The organism is Flavihumibacter cheonanensis, assembly GCF_022352215.1.
Lineage (GTDB): Bacteria > Bacteroidota > Bacteroidia > Chitinophagales > Chitinophagaceae > Flavihumibacter > Flavihumibacter cheonanensis.
In genome coordinates, this window is record NZ_JAKRWF010000002.1 from 522,812 (window position 1) to 542,383 (window position 19,572).

Genomic DNA, 19,572 nt, shown 5'->3' on the forward strand with positions numbered 1-19,572 from the left:
TCAAATTGGGTAAAACAACTGTAAATTGATTGTAAACAAGCTGTAAAAACTACCCATTGAAATTTTACAGCATCTTGTAAAACATATATTTGGCATATGAAATGGAAGCTGTATTGGGTGGTTGTGTTGCTTTTGCCGGTATTGGTACTGGCAGCATTTATGCACCGCGACTCCACTGATGCTGAATATAAGAAAGCCCGGGAAGTGATCATTTTACGGAAGGTTTCACACAAATTGCTGCAGGCCGCAGGGGATAGCAGTTCCCGCGTGCCCGAAATCAAGAAAATTTCCGAAACTGAATACCTGCTTCCCCTGGAAACAGCCATTTCTTTTCACCCCGATTCACTGGTGAATACCATCAACCAGGTAATTCAGCAATATGGTTTATCCAACCGATACATGGTAAATGTACTGGAGCAACCTGCTAATAAAATTGTATTTGGTTATGCAATGATTGGTTCCGAGCAGGAGAATATTATACCCTGCCTTGGGCGCGAACAACCTATAGCAAAATATTCGGTGCTGATTCGATGGGAACCTACCAACAATTCAGGAACGGCTTTCTGGATAGCCGGGATAGTTCTTGCTTTTGGAATAGGGGCCGGACTGTATTTGATAAGAGCCCGATGGATGCCCAAAAAAGACAAGGGTCAGGCTTTGCAGGAGGAAATCCTGCCTGGAAGTCTGTCCATCGGTCATTATCAGTTCCATAGTGAAGCGCAGGAACTTCATTTTGGTGAAACCATTCTTTCTCTGACAGGTAAAGAAACAAAACTGCTTCAGATTTTCGCAACCTCCCTTAACGAACTCGTAGACCGCAAAAGACTCCAGAAGGAGGTTTGGGAAGATGAAGGCGTTATTGTTGGCCGGAGTCTTGACATGTATATCTCAAAACTTCGAAAGAAATTGGAATTGGACCCTGCAGTCCACCTAATAAATGTACATGGCAAAGGCTACAAATTGGAAGTACGTTCTTAAACCAATTCCAACTGTTCCACTTTTTTCAATCGTATGTAAAAACGGGTGCCTTTATTTTGTTCTGTTTCAAACCATAACTGCCCCTGGTGCTTTTCAATGATACGTTTTACGATTGCCAATCCGAGTCCTGTTCCTTCATAATTCTTAGCTCCTGGCAGCCTGTAAAACAAGTTGAATAAATTTCCGGTATGTCGGGGATCCATCCCGATTCCATTATCTGCCACTGTATAAAGAATCGCATCCTGTTCAGCAGATCCAGTAACCTGAATCATTGGCTTATTTGTTTTGGATGAATACTTTATTGCATTTCCTAACAGATTGCTGAACACCTGGCTTATCATAGTGCTATCCCCATAAATTTCAGGTGTATCTCCAATCTGGAACTCCGGCTGTGCATCTTTGTAGGCATCCAGGAGGTCTTCCCTGATCTGGTTCAACAAAGTTTTCATGTCAATAGGCTGCAGGCTGATTTGCTCCCGTCCCAGCTTGGTATAACGAAATACCTCCTTTATCATTAACTGCATGCGCTCCGCATTTCGTTTAATCTTTTCAGTTAGCAACCTGTTATCCAGGTTTGGATCCTCCTCCAGCAACAATTCAGCAAAATTATAGATGGTGGCAAGAGGTGTTTTCAGATCGTGGGATATCGTATAACTGAAACTGTCTAGCTCTTCGTAGGCTTTTTTCAATTCATCATTCAGCCGTTTCAACTGATTGGTTTTTTCCTGGATGAGCAGCAGTATCTCTTCCCGTAATTTATAAGCGTTGGATAATTCAGCAGTTGTCCATTTCTCTGATCTTCCCTTGAGCGACTGAATGAATATGGCAAAGGAACTACGTGGTTCAATTCTTGTTTTACCATCAGGATTGAGAACGACCGCCTTCTCAGGATTTCCTGCCCATTTGATTTCCTGCTCCAGTTCGGGTTTGAACCAGAGTATACAATCCTTCAGATCTGTAGACAAAGGTGCGCATAACATTCCGCTAGCCGTTAAAGCTGCTGAGCCGGCAGCTGGATAAATGGAAGAAAGATGATTGGTTTGAAATACCTGGTTGGTTGGGGCTGTTTGAAGGAATTCAGATAACTCCATGAGAAACTCCTTTCCAGGTGTTTGACCAACCAGTGTGATTTGTCCATCATAAATAAGTGCGGCCCCCTTTGCTCCATTGATGGATAGGAGGTCAAGACTTCCAGTAGATACGCCTTCGGCAATTGATTCGAATTGACGCATCTGTCTAACCAGTCCTGCTGTATTCTCTCTCCAGTAATGATGTAACTGTTGTTTTTCTTCCTCCACCTGGTATCGTACAATAGAAGATAACATTTGTCCCACCATTTTTGCATGCAGGCGTTGCCGGTAATCTATATGCCTGGGTGTATAATGATGGCAGGCAATCAGCCCCCATAGCTCCCCCTGCGACACAATAGAAATACTGAAGCTGGCTGCCACTCCCATATTCTTCAGGTATTGAATATGGGTGGGTGATACAGAACGAAGCACCGAATCAGAAAGGTCGACAGATGAAGAAGTTTCATCTGCTTCACTTTTTTCGAGCAGGCTATCCGTTGCGTTCACATCTGCAATAAGTCGAACCAGGTTTTTCTTATATAGTTCGCGCGCCTGCTTTGGAATATCAGATGCCGGATAATGAAGACCTAGATAGGGATCCAGGCCTTTGTCCGCGACTTCCGCAACAACCTCTCCATGACCGTCTTCATGAAACATATATACCATGACACGATGGAAGCCGCTGATCATTTTTACTTTTTGTGCCGCAGCCTCCAGTGCCTGAATCACTGTAGCGGAGCTGCTCATAGAATCAAGCATATCGGCCATAATCATTTCAGATGAATAGGCATAATTCAGTACCGGTTCAAATTCCAGTAAAATACAATCAGCGCTCTGGTGGGAGATGAGGTAACAATCACCAGCCAGGCTTTTTATCTGCTGGTAACTCCCATGCTCAAACGAACAATTGAATGATATATATTCCAGCAGCTCCTGGACGGACTTGCCCAGAACCTGTCCGGCAGTAAGTGGCAGGAACTGGTTGATAGTTGAACTTGCCTGTTTTACTTCCAATGAATTTTTATCTATAACCAGGGTAGCACCATGCGGTTGAATTTTACCCTGGAACTGAATCAGTTCGCGATCACATGGATGAGTTGGAATTTTTTGCATAGGAAGGTTTGTTGTTTATTTCCAACCACTTTTGATAAGCTGTAAAACAACCAATCGCGGAGGCGGTTATGGTTTCTGTATGAGGTTGTAAAGCAGATTGGTCAAGTGCCATGCGAAAATTATCCCACATGGTTTTTCTTTTTTCCTGGTAGTTTTCGAAGTACTGCAGCGTGGTATCAAGGCCTGTTTGCTTTCGGATCATCTTTGCGATTATAGGCCCGCCAAGTGTAGATCCTTCCAGCACATAGAGTGCTCCAATTGCATGATATATGGTGAAAATTGAAGGAAGCGAAGCAGTTTGTTTCAGTTCCCAGTTTTTGTCATAGTGCCGGATATCTTCCAGCAAATCATTTGATCTCTTTCGCGTTTCTATATCCGGAACCAGCATTTTTAGTGGAAACTGGTGAAGAACCTCTTCCAATGGTAAAAGGAAGGCGGCGATAATTTTCAAGAATCCCTCATAGTCTTCCGGACTATTCACCGATTGCAACATTGAAATAAATTGTTTTTCAAGTTGCCGGTGAGCAGTGTCTGTATGGGAGCGTAAATGAGGATGTAGCATGAAGGATAGATCAGCGTTAAAATTACGTTTAATTCAATTTTACAGACTTGTTGTAAAATGTTAAACAGAATTGGGGCGCTCTATATGACTCAGTAGCAAGGGATGAGAGAAATTGTTGAAAAAATTACACAATTTTTTATTGAAATGTTACAATTTTCTGAATAACAATAACTGGTATTTAAGTTGCAAATAAGGGTATAAAAGCAATGTATGATTTTATATATCCGAAATATGGCCTGCGAAAGTTGTATGATTTTGGTACAACAGGAGCTTGAAAAACTGGGCATTCAGCATAAGCGAATTGATCTGGGTGAAGTTGAAATCAGGGGTTTGATATCAGATGAAAAAAAGGAAAGTTTTGCGCAGGCAATTGAACGTGGTGGCCTTGAACTGGTTGATTCAGCAGAGCAGGTACTGATTGATAAGATTAAAGCTGCCATCGCTGATTATGTTATAAATAAGAAAAACATCAAACAAAATCTTTCTGCATACCTCGCAGAAGAGTTGGAGATGGAATATGCTCAGTTGGCAACTTATTTCTCAGGCTTAACTGGTACAACGATTGAACAATATGCGATCGCACTAAAAATTGAAAAAGCCAAGGAACTGCTGACTATTGAGGGCCTGAGTTTAAAACAGGTTGCTGAGCAACTGGACTATAAACAAGTTTCCCATTTATCAAATCAATTCAAAAAAGTAACAGGAATCAGACCTTCTGAGTTTAAGAAAAATGGAGTAGCATCCAGGAAAACAATTCAGCAATTAGGGAAGGTAGGCTAACCATGATAGGGGTAAAATGAAAGCAGGCCTTCACCCCATCGTAAGACCTGCCCCATGGTTTTCATCTATAACATCATGTGTGAGAATCCTGTCAACAATCGTTATATAGGACTTGGAATCTGTAACAACCGACAAAAAAATTCATTAAACCAAACTGCAGGACCAATTTACTGCGGTGCCTGTCCTGGAAAAAGTTTTATACACTAATCCCCCTCAATCTGGTACGAAAACCCGTTTTAGAGGTACTAACCGGAATGGCTATAATTAAAAAATTCAGGAGAATTTGAGGATTCAGAAAATCAAGCTAGTCCGTCCTCTGAAACAACAAGGCGTTAGCGAAATGGCTTTTTGGGGGTTGCTACTTCCGGAATAATTGGATAAACGGTACTGGGTTGATCCGCCTATTTGGATACCTTTTATTCTAAAATTGCGAATATGATTCGGTCCATATTTCTTTTTGGATTATCCCTGTTTTCTGTAATCATTACAAAAGCCCAACCTTATCTGTTTGAACCAGCACTAATTAGCAAGGGCGGTGTTTTTGGATTAACTATTTCACCCGATTCGCAAACTGCTCTTTGGGTTCAATCCAATGGGCGAAGAGATACCCTGATAATAATGGAATCAAGCCGTCGCAACGGAAAATGGACTGCTCCGGTAACGGCCTCTTTTTCGACAACAACTGCAAATTGGAAAGATATCGATCCTATGTTTAGTCCGGATGGCAAACTGGTATTATTTCAATCCACTCGTCCAGTACCTGGAAAGCCGGAACGAGAGGGGTTTGATATCTGGGCCGTCAGACGAGAAAAAGAAGGTTGGAGTGAGCCCTTCCATTTAGGTAATAGAATAAATAGTGATGCTTCTGAATCCTATGCTTCAATTGCCAATAATGGGAATATCTATTTCATGAAGGAAAATGAAAATAAAATTGGTAAATCAGATATTTATGTAGCTGAATATAGCAATGGCGCCTATCTTCTTCCTGTTAACCTTGGCGCACCTGTGAATACAACCGATAGAGAATCAAATCCATTTATTTCTCCAGCGGAAGATTACCTCCTCTATTTTTCTACTGACTCCACTGGGTTTGGGGAAGTGGATTTATACATTAGCTTTCGAAAAAATGGAAAATGGACAAAAGGAAAAAATCTTGGTAAACCCATCAACTCCGTACTTGCAGAATTTTGTCCTTTTTATCATACGCAGGAAAAAAGACTGTACTTCTCAAGGCAAGAAAAACTGGCTGACCGCATGTTGGAAAATCTCTATTATATTGACCTGGATATCGAAAAATACAGAGAATAACCATGTTTTCACGAATTGAAACCATTGAGCTCCGGAAACTTGCTGGTAAACAACTGAGCATGTCACTTGCCAACAACCAAACCGGTAGTTTATGGGCAGGATTTATGCCATTGAGAAATCAAATCCGGGAGCGTATTGGAAACTTGCTTTATTCTCTACAGGTCTATCCGGAAAACTATTTCAGCAAATTTGATCCTACGGCAATCTTCACCAAGTGGGCATTAACAGAAGTAAACTCTTATGATGACCTCCCGGCAGGCATAGAGCCATTTTTACTTCCTGCAGGAACCTATGCCGTGTTTATTCACAAGGGAGATACGAATAGTTTCCCCAAAACCTTGCAGTACATTTTTACGGAATGGTTACCTCTATCCGGTTACCAATTAGACAATCGACCCCATTTTGAAATCCTGGGTGATCGTTACAAAAACAATGATCCCGACTCTGAAGAAGAAGTCTGGATCCCGATAAAAGAAGTATGAAAGCAAAATTGCTTTGGGTAAGTAAACTGATTGGCAAACTGGTTCTGTTCCTGGTCTGCTTTATTGGCCTGTACCTCGGAATAGCCTATATACTTTCCTCTATTCAAATTGACAGAGAAGCGGATCAGGGCCGGGAGGTCAAGATTTACATTCTTTCCAATGGAGTACACACTGATATCGTAGTGCCGGCTATTAATGACCAGTTCAATTGGACCAGCCTGGTTAAATACCAGCATACCCTAGGAAAAGATTCAACCGCCGGCTGGCTGGCTATGGGCTGGGGTGATAAAGGCTTCTATCTTCAGACCCCTACCTGGGCAGAATTAAAGGCCTCTGTTGCATTTAAAGCTGCATTCGGTCTCAGTAGCTCCGCCATTCATGCTACCTATTACAAGAAGCTGAATATTTCTGAACAATGTCGTGAAATCCACATCGGCAGAAAACAATATGATCGCCTGGTCAATCATATTCTGGCAAGTTTTGACAGAGATGCTTCCGGTTCACCCAAACACATCGAGACCAATGCTGTATATGGGAATTCAGATGCATTTTATGAAGCGGTGGGTAGTTATAGTCTGTTTACTACCTGCAATACCTGGGCGAATAACGTGCTGAAAGCAGCAGGGCAAAAAGCCTGTTTATGGACTGCCTTTGATACCGGGATATTTTCAAAATACGAGTAGCTTATTTCACCAGTTTTTCCTGTATAGCTTTACTAACGGCTTCGATCTGTGAACGCACGTGTAATTTGTCATAGATATGCTTGATATGGGTGCGAACAGTATCCAAACTAATGGATAGTTCAGCTGCAATCATTTTAAAACTGTTTCCGGAAGATAATAACTGAAGAATTTCCTTTTCCCGGTTGGTCAATGAATAATCATTTGCTGCTACCACCGGCTGCTGCAAGCTGGTAATGATCATTCTTGCTATTGATGGACTCATGGGCGCGCCTCCCTGTAACACTTCCTGTATGGCGTGCAGCAGTTTGTCGGAAATGTATTTTTTCAATAAGTATCCGTTGGCGCCTGCATACATGGCATCAAACACATGAGAATTGTCATCAAATACTGTTAACATGATAATTTGAACCTGCGGATTGAATCCCCGAATTAACTTCACCGCCTCAATCCCATTAATGCCGGGTAAATCAATGTCCATCAGAATCACATCCGGATCAAGCTGCTGAACCTGGTTCAATACATCAGAGCAATCGGGAAAACTGGCCAACACTTCGTATTCACCGGTTAAGGCCAGCAGGTTGGTAAGGCTCTCTCTCAAAAGCACATTATCCTCATAAATAAGTATCTGAATGGATTTTTTCATACTATGGATATCTGCAATCTAAGTTTTTCCAACCAGCCTAAAATACCCTGATCAGGTGATTGCTTTTTTCAGAAATATACTTGTTCCTGTACCTGCTATGGATTCCAACCGAAATTCCGCTCCCATGGCGTTAGCCCTGGTTTTCATGTTGTTGATGCCGTTTCCAGAACCTATATGCCCAGGATCAAACCCCTGTCCGTTATCTGTAATGGTAAGGCTTAGCTCTTCTTTATCGAACCTGAGCACTATGTTCACTTCTGATGCCTTACTGTACTTTACAATATTGTTGATGGCTTCTTTAAATACAAGATACAGGTCTTTTCTTTCTTCCAGATTAAGTGCAGCTTGCCAGGAAAAATCCCGCGTATCAAAATAATAGTTGATACCAACAGGTTCGAGCATTTCCGCAGCAAATTCCTTCATTTTAATCAACACTTTTTCCATACTATCATTAGCCGGATTAATAGCCCAGATAATATCACTCATGCTTTCCATCATGTTCCCGGAATAATCTTTGATCTTTTGCAGATATTCTACAACTTCAGTTCTTTCCTCATCCCTTGACATAGCAACTTTACTCAGGATGTTGATACTTGTAAGCGTAGATCCCATTTCATCATGCAGGTCCCTGGAAATTTTACTTCTGAGCCGCTCTTCCGTTATATACTTCGAGATTCTTTCTGCGCAGATCTGGGCAATATTTTTCAAGAGGCGACTATGCCTGGCTTTGAAAAAATTTCTTTTTGAATGCTCGGAGTCAATGATTCCAAATAACTGTCCATCTACCCAAATAGGAATCGTAATTTCTGAATTCCGGCGCTTGTCATCAATAACATAACGAGCATCCCGGGTTGTATTTCCAATTCGTTCTGCTTTGCCGGTTTGGGCAACTGTTCCTACAATACCTTTTCCCAACGGTATTTCCAGGTGGTTGATAATTTCTCTAGTTACATATGGACTTTTAGGGCCGGCTGCAGCCCTTTGGACCATTACTTTTCTCTCCGGATCGTATTGATAAATTACACAGTCTTCAAATTCCAGCAGTTTGATACAATTCAAAGCTACATCCCAGAAGATATCATCAATACTGGTTTTGCCATAAAGCGAGGTAGCAAACTGGTTCAGAATTTTGGCGTCTTTAACTTTCTGGCGAAGTGGTTCAATGATCAAATAAAGCATCCCGATTCCTGCTATTATAAGGCTAAGCAGGAACCAGGGTTGTTTCCAGAATGGTGCAGCAATCGTAAAATCAATGGGGGAACTGGTTGTAATAATATTTCCATCACTGTCTTTTGCCCTGATCCTGAAACTATAAGACCCATGTGAAAGATTTTGAAACGTGATGTGTTTGCTGGTAGTTGTGGTCCAGCTATCCAAGAATCCCTTTAATTGGTATTCAAAGTGCAGGGGTTGCATTCCATAGTATAATGCATCAATGCTAAAGCTGTGTATTTTACTTTTATCTTTTCGCACGATCAGGGGAAAACTTTCTTTTTCACCTCCTGGTTGCGGGTGGTACAGTAACAAGCCTCCCGCTACCGCAACACCCATTTCCTTGTTTTTATCACTATAAAAAATTCCATGCGGATACCTGGGATCAGAACCGAATGTTGAAATCGACGGGATGTTTTGAACAAGATGTTCTTCATCCGGTTGATGGATGTTGATATAAGACAGACCAGTTTCGGACAATAGCCAAAGAATCGAATCTTCTCCTTTGGTCATTGCTATAAATTGATTGTGCTTTAATCCGTTTCGCATATCAAACGGACTAAACGCCTTTTCAAACCCGTAGGCCGGGTTGTTTCGGTAAATGCCTCCTGCATTGGTTGCAACCCAAAGCTGCCCCCGTGAATCAATTTCTAAATCATGTACCAGATTAAGATTCGCATAGTGGACCAATCCATTCTTTTCATAATACGGCTGCAGACTTTTATTCTTAAAGGAATATTCAATCAGGTAATTACCATAGGTTCCTATCCACATTTTATCCTGGATAGAATCGTATGAAAGTGAAGTACCCGCTGTATTGAGCCGATCTGCACCAACAGCATTTAATCTTGAAAATTGAGTTCGTTGTGTATCAAAGAGCAATACGCCCAGGTTAAAAGAGGTAATCCAAATAACTCCCTGATTGTCTATTTCGAGGTCTCGGTATATGGGAAATGCTGAATCGTGTGGAGTTGGGAAATGCTGAATGGAATGATCTTTTTTATTGATTTGGTACAATCGATCTCTGGTTATTAACCATAATTGATTTTTTAGTCTTTTTACCCCATAGCAAGGCGATAATTCATCTCCCTTATTGTCTTTACGAACCAATTGGATAGCTCCTGTGTTTCTGGATAATACAAATAGTCCGGAAGGATCATAACTGCAGACATAATAGGAATCGGATTCTTCATCAAAAAATACACCCCCCATTCGATTGGTTCCTTCTCTGTCAGGAATGGCTATTAAGGGAAGAAAGGCAGCCGTTGCAAATTTGAAATCCTGCATAAACAACCCATTCGGTGTACCAATCCAACCAATGCCGGTGGAATCAATATAGGTTGTAGTCACACCTCCCGGAGGTAATGAAAAACTGAGCGAAGGGATATTCCGATTGAGCCTAAGCTTTTTTGTTTTGAAACCAGCTTTCAGGAGTCCCTGTTCAGATGCAATCCAGGATTCTTTTTCTTGTTTATTAGGAAGATAAGTGGATGGATAGGGTTCTTGTTCAGGAATCAATTCTTCATACCTGCCGGACGATTCAGTATAACGAAAAACCTGTCCGCCTTCCAACGAAACCCACACCTGCTGGCTTTCCGCATCATATTGAATATCGATGACATCAGCGTAATAGTTGCTACCGGCAAAAGTGAATTTTCGGGTTCTCGTGTTCAGATGAACCAATCCCTTATTGGAAGCCAGCCAAAATTCCTCACTGTTCTTTTGCACAAAGGATTGGATGGCATGATAACCTTCTTTCGTTTTGCTACCACTAATGGTTTTCACAAAACCTGGCCAGTCATAATACTGAAACTTTTGCGTAGATGGGTTGTAGGATGTAAATTCCTTTATATCACAAGCGATCCAGAGTACTCCAGTTTCATCCCATTTCAGATCCCAGATAAGAAAATTATGCAGTGTGTTGGTATGGTTGCCGACACTGTCAGGCACCCAATTGGTCCAGGTATTGGTAACAGCATCCAACCGATTCAATCCATGCATAGTACCAACCCAGATATTACCCTCTTTATCACCGGTTATGCAATTAATTATTTCATTTGAAATTGAATTTTCCTTCGCTGGTTTGTAAATCGTGAAACTTTGACCATTGTATTTATTCAACCCATTTTTGGTTCCGATCCAGATATAACCTTTGGCATCTTTATAAATGGCCGTAATTCTATTGTCACTTAATCCATTGGCTGTTGTCAGCAATCTTGCATTTAAGTACAACTGCGACCATCCTGTAGTATAAGTACAGGTGAAAAGGAGAAACAGTAAGCCTGATAATAGCTTCTGCAAGGGTTAACTTGTTTCTCTAAAGTACTGTTTTTCAGGCGCAGTGTAAAATCTTGAGAAAACATTAAGAACCTGAATAGTGTACGAAACTTTTCTAATGAGTAGTTTTTCCTTCCTAAACCGAATGATATGACTCAAAAACCGTCCAATGCTTTTGTTGGGGCATCATGGGTTGCCCTTGGTACAGGTATTGTTGGTTACCTGGTTGGCTTATGGAGAGCCGATATGCCACTCAATGAAAAAGGCTATTATTTCACTGTTTTAATGTTTGGTTTGTTTGCCGTTGTTTCACTTCAAAAATCAGTACGCGATAAACTGGAAGGAATACAGGTTACAGATATTTACTACGGACTCTGCTGGTTTGGTACCCTACTGTCCATTGCGTTATTGATTATCGGATTGTGGAATGCGAGCTTACTGCCCAGTGAAAAAGGCTTTTATGCCTTTGCATTTTTACTGGGTTTATTTGGAGCAATCACTGTTCAAAAAAATACAAGAGATCTGCTTAACAGCAGAAAAGAATAAACATATGCGTAAATGGAATAAGGTTTTATTGGTGGTTTGCAGCCTGCTGCTGGCCGGCTTCCTAATTCCGGAGTCTTTCCGGATGCCGGTTAGTGGGGCCGATCGCAACAGTTATGCGCAGAATTCCTTTTGGTTTTATCCTTGGGGCAGTTCCATCACCCATAAAGGGGTTGATATCTTTGCCAAAAAGGGAAAAACAGTGAGAGCAGCCACGCCAGGAATTGTAGTCTATACCGGCGAATTAAGTAAAGGAGGAAAGGTGGTCTTGATCCTGGGTCCCAAGTGGAGATTTCATTATTATGCACATCTCGACGCTATTGAAACCAGCACGGGATCTTATGTAAATCACCAGAGCAAAATCGGAACTGTTGGAACTACCGGTAATGCGCAGGGTAAACCTGCCCATTTGCATTATTCTATCAAAACCTGGATTCCTTATTTCTGGAAAGCGGATAAATCAAGACAGGGGTGGAAAAAGATGTTCTATTTGAATCCGGTCGAGTATCTGAATGCAGCTGTTGGTTAATCAGCCAGTTGTTTTTTTCTGCCAGCCAATGCGCCTGTACACCATAGAGCCCATACAATTAGCACTGGCTGAAAGAACAACCGGATGAGCCGGGTGGTGTCAGAATTCAGTCCGAATGCATCTACTTTGTTGATGTATTGAGCAATATTTCCGGGAAAGATGAGCAGAAAAAAAAGCGCCGCGGCCCAGCCAACCTGTTGCCTGCGTGATTTTAATAACAACAATGCAAGTCCCAGTCCAATTTCCACAAATCCGGATAACACTACTACCAGGTCAGCTTCCAGGGGTAGCCAGCGGGGTACCTGTGCCTGGAATTCTGTCCTGGCCCAGGTTAGGTGGCCAATGCCTGCCAATAGCAAGAAGATTCCCAGCAGCCAGCGAGCAGCATGATGTAGTAAACTAAGTTGCATGGGAACTAAGATAAATAAACTTAATTGGTAATATAAATTAGAGATATTGTTATCTGCTCATTTTGGTGCAATTTACCAGTTGGTATGAATGTAAACCCAAAGAGAGCAGAGCAGGCGCGGGTATTGCGCATTGTGAGAAAAGTCCATCGTGCACTTGGTGCATCCTTATTTCTCCTGTTTCTGGTAATTTCCATTACCGGATTGCTGTTAGGATGGAAAAAAAACAGTGAATGGATCCAGGCTGAAACAGCTACCGGCAGTTCGGGTGATTTGGCGAACTGGTTGCCAATGGATAGTTTATATAAGCAAGCCTGCCGATACCTGCAGGATTCAGTGGATGCCGGCCTGTCTGTAAAGTTGGATAAAATCGACCTGAGAGCTAACAAGGGTGTAGCTAAATTTTTATTTGCCGATCATTTCTGGGGCGTGCAAGTAGATGGTGCAACCGGACAGTTACTAAAAATTGAAAAGAGGCGCTCCGACTTCATTGAAAAAATCCATGATGGATCTATTGTAGATATGAAACTGCTGAATAGTGGTGATGTCTTTAAGTTGATTTTTACCTCCGTATCAGGATTGGCCCTCTTAGGTTTTACCATCACCGGTTTCTGGCTCTGGTACGGACCCAAACGCATGCGCCACTAAAGCCTCTCTTCCATTCCTCCATCTTCCATTCCTCCCTTCTCACGTCTCACGTTCCCTACTCCATTACCCCCTCCTTTATCTCTTCCCACAAATCACTGTAACATTGTGCTGCATACGAAGAAGGCGCGAAAGCGTGTAAGGGTGCCTGGTACACGCCCATTTTTTCGACATCCGAGAGATAAGGGATATAATTATGGAAAAACTTATTATCCCGAATCAGTTCCTGCATGATTTCATTGTGCATATTTTTCCGGATATCTACCATCGTGAAACAGCACATTAACTTGGACTCGTCCAGGTTTTTTTCAGAGAAATAGTCTTTCACCAACTCGTAACTCCGAACAGAGAGTGTGGTAGGAATGGTTGGCATCAGGATGATATCCGCTGCATAAAAGATATTTTCTGAGAGCACGGAAAAGCCAGGCGGACAATCAATAAATACAAAATCATATTCTTTTTCCAGCTGGCTCAGAATGGATTTGAAGCGTCGTTTGGAGCTGCGCAATTCTTCCAGGATGATTTCAAGATTTCGTGCAGTCAGATCAGCGGGAATGATATCAATGTTTTCATAACCGGTAGCCATTACCAGTTCATCCAGGTCCAGTTGCTCATTAAACAACTTCTGTGTGCCGCTTTTAATTTTCGGTTGCACATTGTAGTAGAAGGAGGTTGAGCCCTGTGGGTCGAGGTCCCATAAGAGCACCTTATAACCGTCCTGTGCTGCCAGGTAAGAAAGATTAACACAGGTGGCGGTCTTACCAACGCCACCTTTCAAATGGTAGAGTGCGATGGAAATCATATTGGAAAAATACCCTATTTCTTCATGCTTTCCAATTCCTTTTGCATGCGGAACATTTCATCCCGAAGTCGGGCTGCTTCCATGAAATCTAGATCCCTTGCTGCTTTTTCCATGGATTTTTTGGTCTGGGCGATGGCTTTTTCCATTTGCGGGATGGTCTTATACTGCTCCTGGTCTTCCGCCGCCACTTCTACCAGTTCACCATCCGGTGCCATCGCATAGGGGTTCTTGATATCATATCCCTTGATGTCCAGCACTGAAGTTTGCGCCATTACCTGTTCTATGGATTTCTTCACCGTTCGGGGAGTAATGCCGTGTTCCAGGTTATAAGCAATTTGCTTTTCCCTGCGCCGGGTGGTTTCATCAATGGTACGCTGCATGCTTTCCGTGATCTTATCCCCATAGAAAATAACGAGCCCATCTACATTACGGGCAGCCCTGCCCGCAGTTTGGGTAAGGGATCGTTCATTGCGAAGAAAGCCCTCTTTGTCCGCATCCAGGATGGCAACCAATGAAACTTCAGGCAGATCCAATCCCTCCCGTAGCAGGTTTACGCCAACCAGTACATCGATTTCACCCAGGCGTAGTTGCCGGAGGATCTCCACCCGGTCGAGTGTATCCACTTCTGAATGGATGTATTTGGATTTGATATTGATGCGCTGCAGGTATTTATCCATTTCCTCAGCCATACGTTTGGTAAGGGTGGTAACCAATACGCGATCCCCTTTTTTAACGCGGAGGTCAATTTCATGGAGCAGGTCATCAATCTGGTTGAAACTGGGGCGCACTTCAATAGGAGGGTCTAGCAGTCCGGTCGGACGTACCACCTGTTCTACTACTACACCGCCTGTTTGTTCCAGTTCATATTCACCGGGAGTAGCCGAAACATAAATGACCTGGTTGAGCAGGCTTTCGAATTCATGGAAGTTAAGCGGACGGTTATCCAGTGCTGATGGCAACCGGAAACCAAAATCAACGAGGTTCAGTTTTCTGCTGCGATCACCACCATACATGCCACTCACCTGTGGAATGGTTTGATGGCTTTCGTCAATTACGCAGAGAAAGTCTTTGGGGAAATAATCCAACAAACAGAAGGGGCGGGTGCCAGGCTGACGGCGATCAAAAAAGCGCGAATAGTTTTCTACTCCGTTACAATAGCCCAGTTCGCGGATCATTTCCAGATCATAGTTGACTCTTTCACTAATTCGTTGGGCTTCAATGAATCGTCCCTGTGTTTTGAAATACTCCACCTGGGCCACCATTTCATCCTGGATTTCATTGAGCACCTGTTGCATCATATCCTTGGGAGCGAGGTAGAGATTGGCTGGGAAGATGGCAGCATTTTCCAGTTTGCCAATGCGCTTACCGGTTGTTATCTCAAAACTCTCAATGGTTTCAATTTCATCACCAAAGAAAATGACGCGGTAGCCAATATCGAGGTAGGGGAGGTTGATATCTACGGTATCTCCTTTTACGCGAAAGGTTCCTCTTGTGAAATCCGTTTGAGTGCGGGTATAGAGGGAATTCACCAGCGCATGCAGAAATCCCTGCCGGGAAATCAGCTGACCTTCGTGAATCCGAACAATGCCATTTTCAAATTCGGTAGGGTTACCCATACCATAAATACAACTTACAGAAGCCACTACGATGATATCTCTCCGACCGCTTAAGAGTTGGGAGGTTGCCTGGAGTCTAAGTTTATCCAGCTCTTCATTGATGGCCAGATCTTTTTCGATATAGGTATCAGAAACCGGGATATACGCTTCCGGCTGGTAATAATCGTAATAGGAAACAAAATAGCCAACTGCATTATCCGGGAAGAATTGTTTGAATTCTCCATAGAGTTGAGCTACCAGGGTTTTATTGTGGGTGAGGACCAGGGTCGGTTTTTGCACCTGCTGAATCACATTGGCGATGGTGAAGGTTTTACCACTACCGGTTACACCAAGTAAGGTCTGGTGTTTTTCTCCTGCTTTCAACCCTTCAGTTAATTGCGCAATGGCAGTGGGCTGATCACCTGCCGGTTGATAGGAAGATTTAAGAAGGAAAGGCATGGAGCAAAGGTATGGAAGCCGTGACAATGGAAGATGGAGGAAAGGAAGAAAGGAGGAAGGGAAGAAAGGGGGAAAGGAAGATGGAGGAATGGGGGAAGAACACCATTCCTCCTTTGTCTCCTCTTCCATACCTTCGTCTCAAATTCACAACTCATGCAGGAACCGGCGGTAGTAAAAAAGTTCCGGGCTATTGGAACGGCTGAAGGGATTTCATTTCTGGTATTATTAGGTGTGGCAATGCCCCTGAAGTATATGATGGATATGCCGAAAGCGGTTACCTATGTCGGCTGGGTTCATGGAATCCTGTTCGTATGGTATTGTTATATGGTAATTGAAACCGGGCAAGCATTGAAATGGAAGTTTGGCCGCATCTTTCTGGCTTTCCTGGCTTCCCTGCTTCCCTTCGGACCTTTTTTGTTTGACCGCTGGTTTTTGCGCAAGGGCAAATCGGCACTGGAGGAGTAAGCCTTAATCTTCAATCTTTCTTTTCAGGTATCCCGAGTAGTCGGGAATCACTGCCTGGTAGTGGTCAGACATAAGTGGTGAACTTATGATAAAGTCGGCTGTGGCGGGGTCATTTGCGACTACGCAATTCCAGGCAATAGCCACCCGTAATAAAGCTTTTACATCACTATCGTGCGGTTGAGCCTCCATCGGATCCCAGAAAAAGATGAGAATATCAATTTCACCATCCGCTATCATCGCCCCGATCTGCTGATCGCCACCTAATGGTCCACTCAGTAATTTTTTTACCGGCCGGTCTAATTGATCTTCCAGTAATCTGCCCGTGGTACCGGTTGCAAGCAACTCATGGCGGGCAAGTATTACTTTGTTTTTCTCCGCCCAGTCCACCATCTCTTTTTTCTTCTTATCGTGTGCGACCATAGCAATTCGCTTTCTGGGTTGGAAGCTTCGGTGGGTGACCATGTAGAATTGTTTGCGCTATATTCCTGTTAAAGCATGGGCTTTGCTATTCTTCGGCATAGTAATTGTTAACAAGTTATCCACAACCCAAGGACCAAGACCATGCATTTACTAACCCCCTTTCTAACGGTGGCGATCATCTGCCGTTTATTTCCTCTTGCTGCTCAGCCTACCTCTGGCGCGCCGATCACTCCAACCATGGGGGTTCGCAATCTTTTATCAATTCGGTTGTCCGACCCAGTTATTCAGGTACCTTCTAAAATATTGCTGAAATGGGAACTGGCTTCCGTGAAAAGAGGTGGTTATGTGAATTTAGAGAGAGCTGCTTTTCAGGAGGGGCCTTTTGAAGTCATAGCTGTCATCCGACAGGATTCAGTTGAAAGCAATTTTACAGATGAACAACCTATGAAAGGAAAAAACTTTTATCGGTTGAAATGGGTATTGGAAGATGGGACCAGGCATGTTTCCAATACCGTGCAGGCAAATCTGGCGGGCGATATGACCTGTAAATTCTATCCTAACCCCGTAGATAATGTACTGATAGTACGTTCAGAACAGCCCCTGGATCTCATTTTGTCGGATGGAAATGGAAAAGTCCGGATAAACCTGAAACTTCAGGCAGGTTTGCAGACAGTGGATGTTTCTTCCCTTGATAAGGGATTGTATATCATCACTTTAACACAGGCAGAGAGTGGAAGAAAAATAACCGAGAAGCTGATTAAGAACTAGTAAAATCCTACGTGTTTTTACGCAATTTTCTAAAACACTTGCATATATAAGAGAAAACTAGTATTATTGTAACGGTTTTTCATAGGATATTGGATTTTAAAAACGGGGTTGAATGTCTATTCTGACCCCTTTTTTTATGCCCGGAATCGAATAAACCTATTCTCTCTCCTTATCGTTATCCCTGAAAATTGAACGTTAAACTTCCGCTAAAACCATGCCTAAATTTTAGCAACCTGTTTTACTATTTCTTCGCTGGTTCAAATCTCTAGCCATTTAATACTCTGAAGGAAGTCTGAGTTAATCACAATTGTCAGATACTTCCTGAATTTTATCCGAAAATTGAAGCGATTTCAAAATTTCTTTTGAAAAGCAGGCTTTTTAAATGGTTTTTTTATATACCTCCAAACTCCCTCATTATCAATTCATTTCTTTTTAACAACTTATTTAAAAGTGAACCATTGATTGTTTTTTATCATTTATTACTTATTAATTACCCTAAAATTTTCAAAAATTACCCTATTTTAACAATCTAAATAAAATTGTTAAAAAGTTCCCCGAACATCAGAAAAGATTTAGCAACAATGGCTGGTAAGTCAGATTTATATAAGAGTAAAATAATAAAGGAGCTCTGTTTGGGAAACCAGCTATCGGGATCTGATATCAGTCTCCGTATTGACAGAAGTCTGCCACTAACCTTAAGGATATTGACTGAACTGGTAAAGGAGGGGACAGTCGAAGAAAGGGGCTATGCTGCATCTACTGGTGGTCGCCGTCCACTTATGTATGCACTGGCTGCGGGTAAAATGTATGGAATTGCGGTCGCAATGGATCAGCTGGTCACAACCATTGCTTTGGTAGACCTTCAGAGCTTTACGATTCTTGAATCAAAGAAGCTCAATTTACAACTCAAGGATAACGATTCCTCACTTGGTCAATTAATTAGCAACCTGAATGAATTCATTCATGGATTAACGATTGATACGGATAAAATAATTGGTATTGGCATTGGCATGCCTGGTTTCATTGATGTCAATAAAGGTATTAATTACTCCTATCTCGATAACCGGGGAACAAGCTTGACTAAGCGAATGGAAGATGAGATTGGTATACCTGTATATATAGACAACGATTCCAGTATCATTGCGCTGGCTGAGTTTAAACTGGGGGGGGCAAAATCCCGTGGAAATGCGATGGTAATCAATGTTTCCTGGGGAATTGGTTTAGGAATGATCGTTAATGGAGAGCTTTTCCGTGGTTATAATGGCTTTTCAGGAGAGTTCAGTCATATTCCCATATTCAACAACAACAAACTTTGTGATTGTGGTAAAAACGGCTGCCTGGAAACAGAAGCTTCCCTAAAAGTTGTGGTTGAAAAAGCGCGACATGGAATTACAGAAGGTCGTGTTACAAGTATGAAAAAGCTTCCGGATGAAATAGAAGAAGCCTGCCAGGAAGTACTAAAAGCTGCAACAAGGGGCGATCAGTTTGCTGTAGAACTGGTATCTGAAGCCGCCATGCACATTGGAAAGGGGATTGCCATCCTTATACATATCATGAATCCGGAGCTTATCATATTAAGTGGTCGTGGTGCAGCGGCTGGCAATCTTTGGCTGCCTCCTATTCAACAGGCGCTTAACAGGTATTGTATTCCCAGACTGGCAGCCTACACAAATATGGAAATTTCCAGGCTTAGCAAGGAAGCAGAATTGATGGGTGCAGCCTGCCTGGTTGTAGAAAACATTGACAAACAACCAAAAATAAAACCGGCAATACCAGTACGACCTTTTGTAGCATAGTTGCAAGAGAAGTACTGTTCGTTAATAACCAAACA

The 19,572-nt window shown here is 42.5% G+C and carries 19 protein-coding genes; 11 read left to right on the top strand and 8 right to left on the bottom strand.

Annotation, left to right across the window (positions count from 1 at the left end; genetic code table 11):
- The first annotated feature begins 96 nt into the window (after window positions 1–96).
- Window positions 97–978, top strand: coding sequence for a winged helix-turn-helix domain-containing protein (locus MD536_RS22090; RefSeq protein ID WP_317208122.1), 882 nt, complete (start codon window positions 97–99; stop codon window positions 976–978).
- On the opposite strand, the gene MD536_RS11605 is transcribed toward MD536_RS22090, so the two are convergent.
- Window positions 975–3,161 (bottom strand): ATP-binding protein, encoded by a 2,187-nt coding sequence (locus tag MD536_RS11605; RefSeq protein WP_239599369.1) that lies wholly within the window; start codon window positions 3,159–3,161, stop codon window positions 975–977. The genes MD536_RS22090 and MD536_RS11605 overlap by 4 nt on opposite strands.
- Window positions 3,133–3,723, bottom strand: coding sequence for a biliverdin-producing heme oxygenase (locus MD536_RS11610; RefSeq protein WP_239599371.1), 591 nt, complete (start codon window positions 3,721–3,723; stop codon window positions 3,133–3,135). The genes MD536_RS11605 and MD536_RS11610 overlap by 29 nt, the downstream gene beginning before the upstream one ends.
- Before the next feature lie 210 nt (window positions 3,724–3,933).
- Here MD536_RS11610 and MD536_RS11615 point away from each other — a divergent pair, with 210 nt between their 5' ends.
- From MD536_RS11615 to MD536_RS11630, 4 genes are all read left to right on the top strand, one after another.
- Complete coding sequence (locus tag MD536_RS11615; RefSeq protein WP_239599375.1) at window positions 3,934–4,503, top strand: helix-turn-helix domain-containing protein; 570 nt, start codon at window positions 3,934–3,936, stop codon at window positions 4,501–4,503.
- Between the two features lie 435 nt (window positions 4,504–4,938).
- Window positions 4,939–5,811, top strand: coding sequence for a TolB family protein (locus MD536_RS11620; protein ID WP_239599376.1), 873 nt, complete (start codon window positions 4,939–4,941; stop codon window positions 5,809–5,811).
- Window positions 5,812–5,813: 2 nt separating this feature from the next.
- Complete coding sequence (locus tag MD536_RS11625; protein ID WP_239599378.1) at window positions 5,814–6,293, top strand: GyrI-like domain-containing protein; 480 nt, start codon at window positions 5,814–5,816, stop codon at window positions 6,291–6,293.
- Window positions 6,290–6,976, top strand: coding sequence for a TIGR02117 family protein (locus MD536_RS11630; protein ID WP_239599380.1), 687 nt, complete (start codon window positions 6,290–6,292; stop codon window positions 6,974–6,976). The genes MD536_RS11625 and MD536_RS11630 overlap by 4 nt, the downstream gene beginning before the upstream one ends.
- A 1-nt stretch (window position 6,977) precedes the next feature.
- Here MD536_RS11630 and MD536_RS11635 read toward each other — a convergent pair whose 3' ends face one another.
- Together MD536_RS11635 and MD536_RS11640 are read right to left on the bottom strand one after the other, a co-directional pair.
- Window positions 6,978–7,619, bottom strand: a complete 642-nt coding sequence (locus tag MD536_RS11635) for a response regulator (RefSeq protein WP_239599382.1) — start codon at window positions 7,617–7,619, stop codon at window positions 6,978–6,980.
- Window positions 7,620–7,670: 51 nt separating this feature from the next.
- Window positions 7,671–11,132: a sensor histidine kinase gene (locus MD536_RS11640; protein ID WP_239599384.1), complete on the bottom strand. Its 3,462-nt coding sequence runs from the start codon at window positions 11,130–11,132 to the stop codon at window positions 7,671–7,673.
- Window positions 11,133–11,258: 126 nt separating this feature from the next.
- Between MD536_RS11640 and yiaA the strand changes: the two genes are divergently transcribed.
- Window positions 11,259–11,654: an inner membrane protein YiaA gene (gene yiaA / locus MD536_RS11645; RefSeq protein ID WP_239599386.1), complete on the top strand. Its 396-nt coding sequence runs from the start codon at window positions 11,259–11,261 to the stop codon at window positions 11,652–11,654.
- Between the two features lie 4 nt (window positions 11,655–11,658).
- Window positions 11,659–12,180 carry a M23 family metallopeptidase gene (locus tag MD536_RS11650; RefSeq protein WP_239599388.1) on the top strand — a complete coding sequence of 174 codons (522 nt, stop codon included), beginning with the start codon at window positions 11,659–11,661 and terminating at the stop codon, window positions 12,178–12,180.
- Here the strand turns inward: MD536_RS11650 and MD536_RS11655 are convergent.
- Window positions 12,177–12,590, bottom strand: coding sequence for a DoxX family protein (locus tag MD536_RS11655; protein ID WP_239599390.1), 414 nt, complete (start codon window positions 12,588–12,590; stop codon window positions 12,177–12,179). The two genes, MD536_RS11650 and MD536_RS11655, sit on opposite strands and share 4 nt — an antisense overlap.
- An 84-nt stretch (window positions 12,591–12,674) precedes the next feature.
- On the opposite strand from MD536_RS11655, the gene MD536_RS11660 reads away from it, so the two are divergent.
- The gene (locus MD536_RS11660; protein ID WP_239599393.1) at window positions 12,675–13,235 is read left to right on the top strand and encodes a PepSY-associated TM helix domain-containing protein; all 561 of its coding nucleotides are present in this window, start codon (window positions 12,675–12,677) and stop codon (window positions 13,233–13,235) included.
- Window positions 13,236–13,290: 55 nt separating this feature from the next.
- Here the strand turns inward: MD536_RS11660 and MD536_RS11665 are convergent, their stop codons facing one another.
- The gene (locus MD536_RS11665) at window positions 13,291–14,034 is read right to left on the bottom strand and encodes a ParA family protein (RefSeq protein ID WP_239599395.1); all 744 of its coding nucleotides are present in this window, start codon (window positions 14,032–14,034) and stop codon (window positions 13,291–13,293) included.
- Window positions 14,035–14,048: 14 nt separating this feature from the next.
- Window positions 14,049–16,088 carry an excinuclease ABC subunit UvrB gene (uvrB, locus tag MD536_RS11670; RefSeq protein WP_239599396.1) on the bottom strand — a complete coding sequence of 680 codons (2,040 nt, stop codon included), beginning with the start codon at window positions 16,086–16,088 and terminating at the stop codon, window positions 14,049–14,051.
- 153 nt (window positions 16,089–16,241) lie between these two features.
- Here uvrB and MD536_RS11675 point away from each other — a divergent pair, with 153 nt between their 5' ends.
- Window positions 16,242–16,553 carry a DUF3817 domain-containing protein gene (locus MD536_RS11675; protein ID WP_239599399.1) on the top strand — a complete coding sequence of 104 codons (312 nt, stop codon included), beginning with the start codon at window positions 16,242–16,244 and terminating at the stop codon, window positions 16,551–16,553.
- Window positions 16,554–16,556: 3 nt separating this feature from the next.
- Here MD536_RS11675 and MD536_RS11680 read toward each other — a convergent pair whose 3' ends face one another.
- Window positions 16,557–17,015: a methylglyoxal synthase gene (locus MD536_RS11680; protein WP_239599401.1), complete on the bottom strand. Its 459-nt coding sequence runs from the start codon at window positions 17,013–17,015 to the stop codon at window positions 16,557–16,559.
- Between the two features lie 99 nt (window positions 17,016–17,114).
- Between MD536_RS11680 and MD536_RS11685 the strand changes: the two genes are divergently transcribed.
- Window positions 17,115–17,741 carry a T9SS type A sorting domain-containing protein gene (locus MD536_RS11685; protein WP_239599403.1) on the top strand — a complete coding sequence of 209 codons (627 nt, stop codon included), beginning with the start codon at window positions 17,115–17,117 and terminating at the stop codon, window positions 17,739–17,741.
- 581 nt (window positions 17,742–18,322) lie between these two features.
- Window positions 18,323–19,537, top strand: a complete 1,215-nt coding sequence (locus tag MD536_RS11690; RefSeq protein ID WP_239599405.1) for an ROK family protein — start codon at window positions 18,323–18,325, stop codon at window positions 19,535–19,537.
- Window positions 19,538–19,572 lie beyond the last annotated feature (35 nt).

What these genes read in the sequence shown, in the direction of transcription:
- MD536_RS22090 (WP_317208122.1), top strand. Translation starts at nt 97, where the DNA reads ATGAAATGGAAGCTGTATTGGGTGGTTGTGTTGCTTTTGCCGGTATTG.
- MD536_RS11605 (WP_239599369.1), bottom strand. Translation starts at nt 3,161, where the DNA reads ATGCAAAAAATTCCAACTCATCCATGTGATCGCGAACTGATTCAGTTC.
- MD536_RS11610 (WP_239599371.1), bottom strand. Translation starts at nt 3,723, where the DNA reads ATGCTACATCCTCATTTACGCTCCCATACAGACACTGCTCACCGGCAA.
- MD536_RS11615 (WP_239599375.1), top strand. Translation starts at nt 3,934, where the DNA reads ATGATTTTATATATCCGAAATATGGCCTGCGAAAGTTGTATGATTTTG.
- MD536_RS11620 (WP_239599376.1), top strand. Translation starts at nt 4,939, where the DNA reads ATGATTCGGTCCATATTTCTTTTTGGATTATCCCTGTTTTCTGTAATC.
- MD536_RS11625 (WP_239599378.1), top strand. Translation starts at nt 5,814, where the DNA reads ATGTTTTCACGAATTGAAACCATTGAGCTCCGGAAACTTGCTGGTAAA.
- MD536_RS11630 (WP_239599380.1), top strand. Translation starts at nt 6,290, where the DNA reads ATGAAAGCAAAATTGCTTTGGGTAAGTAAACTGATTGGCAAACTGGTT.
- MD536_RS11635 (WP_239599382.1), bottom strand. Translation starts at nt 7,619, where the DNA reads ATGAAAAAATCCATTCAGATACTTATTTATGAGGATAATGTGCTTTTG.
- yiaA (WP_239599386.1), top strand. Translation starts at nt 11,259, where the DNA reads ATGACTCAAAAACCGTCCAATGCTTTTGTTGGGGCATCATGGGTTGCC.
- MD536_RS11650 (WP_239599388.1), top strand. Translation starts at nt 11,659, where the DNA reads ATGCGTAAATGGAATAAGGTTTTATTGGTGGTTTGCAGCCTGCTGCTG.
- MD536_RS11655 (WP_239599390.1), bottom strand. Translation starts at nt 12,590, where the DNA reads ATGCAACTTAGTTTACTACATCATGCTGCTCGCTGGCTGCTGGGAATC.
- MD536_RS11660 (WP_239599393.1), top strand. Translation starts at nt 12,675, where the DNA reads ATGAATGTAAACCCAAAGAGAGCAGAGCAGGCGCGGGTATTGCGCATT.
- MD536_RS11665 (WP_239599395.1), bottom strand. Translation starts at nt 14,034, where the DNA reads ATGATTTCCATCGCACTCTACCATTTGAAAGGTGGCGTTGGTAAGACC.
- uvrB (WP_239599396.1), bottom strand. Translation starts at nt 16,088, where the DNA reads ATGCCTTTCCTTCTTAAATCTTCCTATCAACCGGCAGGTGATCAGCCC.
- MD536_RS11675 (WP_239599399.1), top strand. Translation starts at nt 16,242, where the DNA reads ATGCAGGAACCGGCGGTAGTAAAAAAGTTCCGGGCTATTGGAACGGCT.
- MD536_RS11680 (WP_239599401.1), bottom strand. Translation starts at nt 17,015, where the DNA reads ATGGTCACCCACCGAAGCTTCCAACCCAGAAAGCGAATTGCTATGGTC.
- MD536_RS11685 (WP_239599403.1), top strand. Translation starts at nt 17,115, where the DNA reads ATGCATTTACTAACCCCCTTTCTAACGGTGGCGATCATCTGCCGTTTA.
- MD536_RS11690 (WP_239599405.1), top strand. Translation starts at nt 18,323, where the DNA reads ATGGCTGGTAAGTCAGATTTATATAAGAGTAAAATAATAAAGGAGCTC.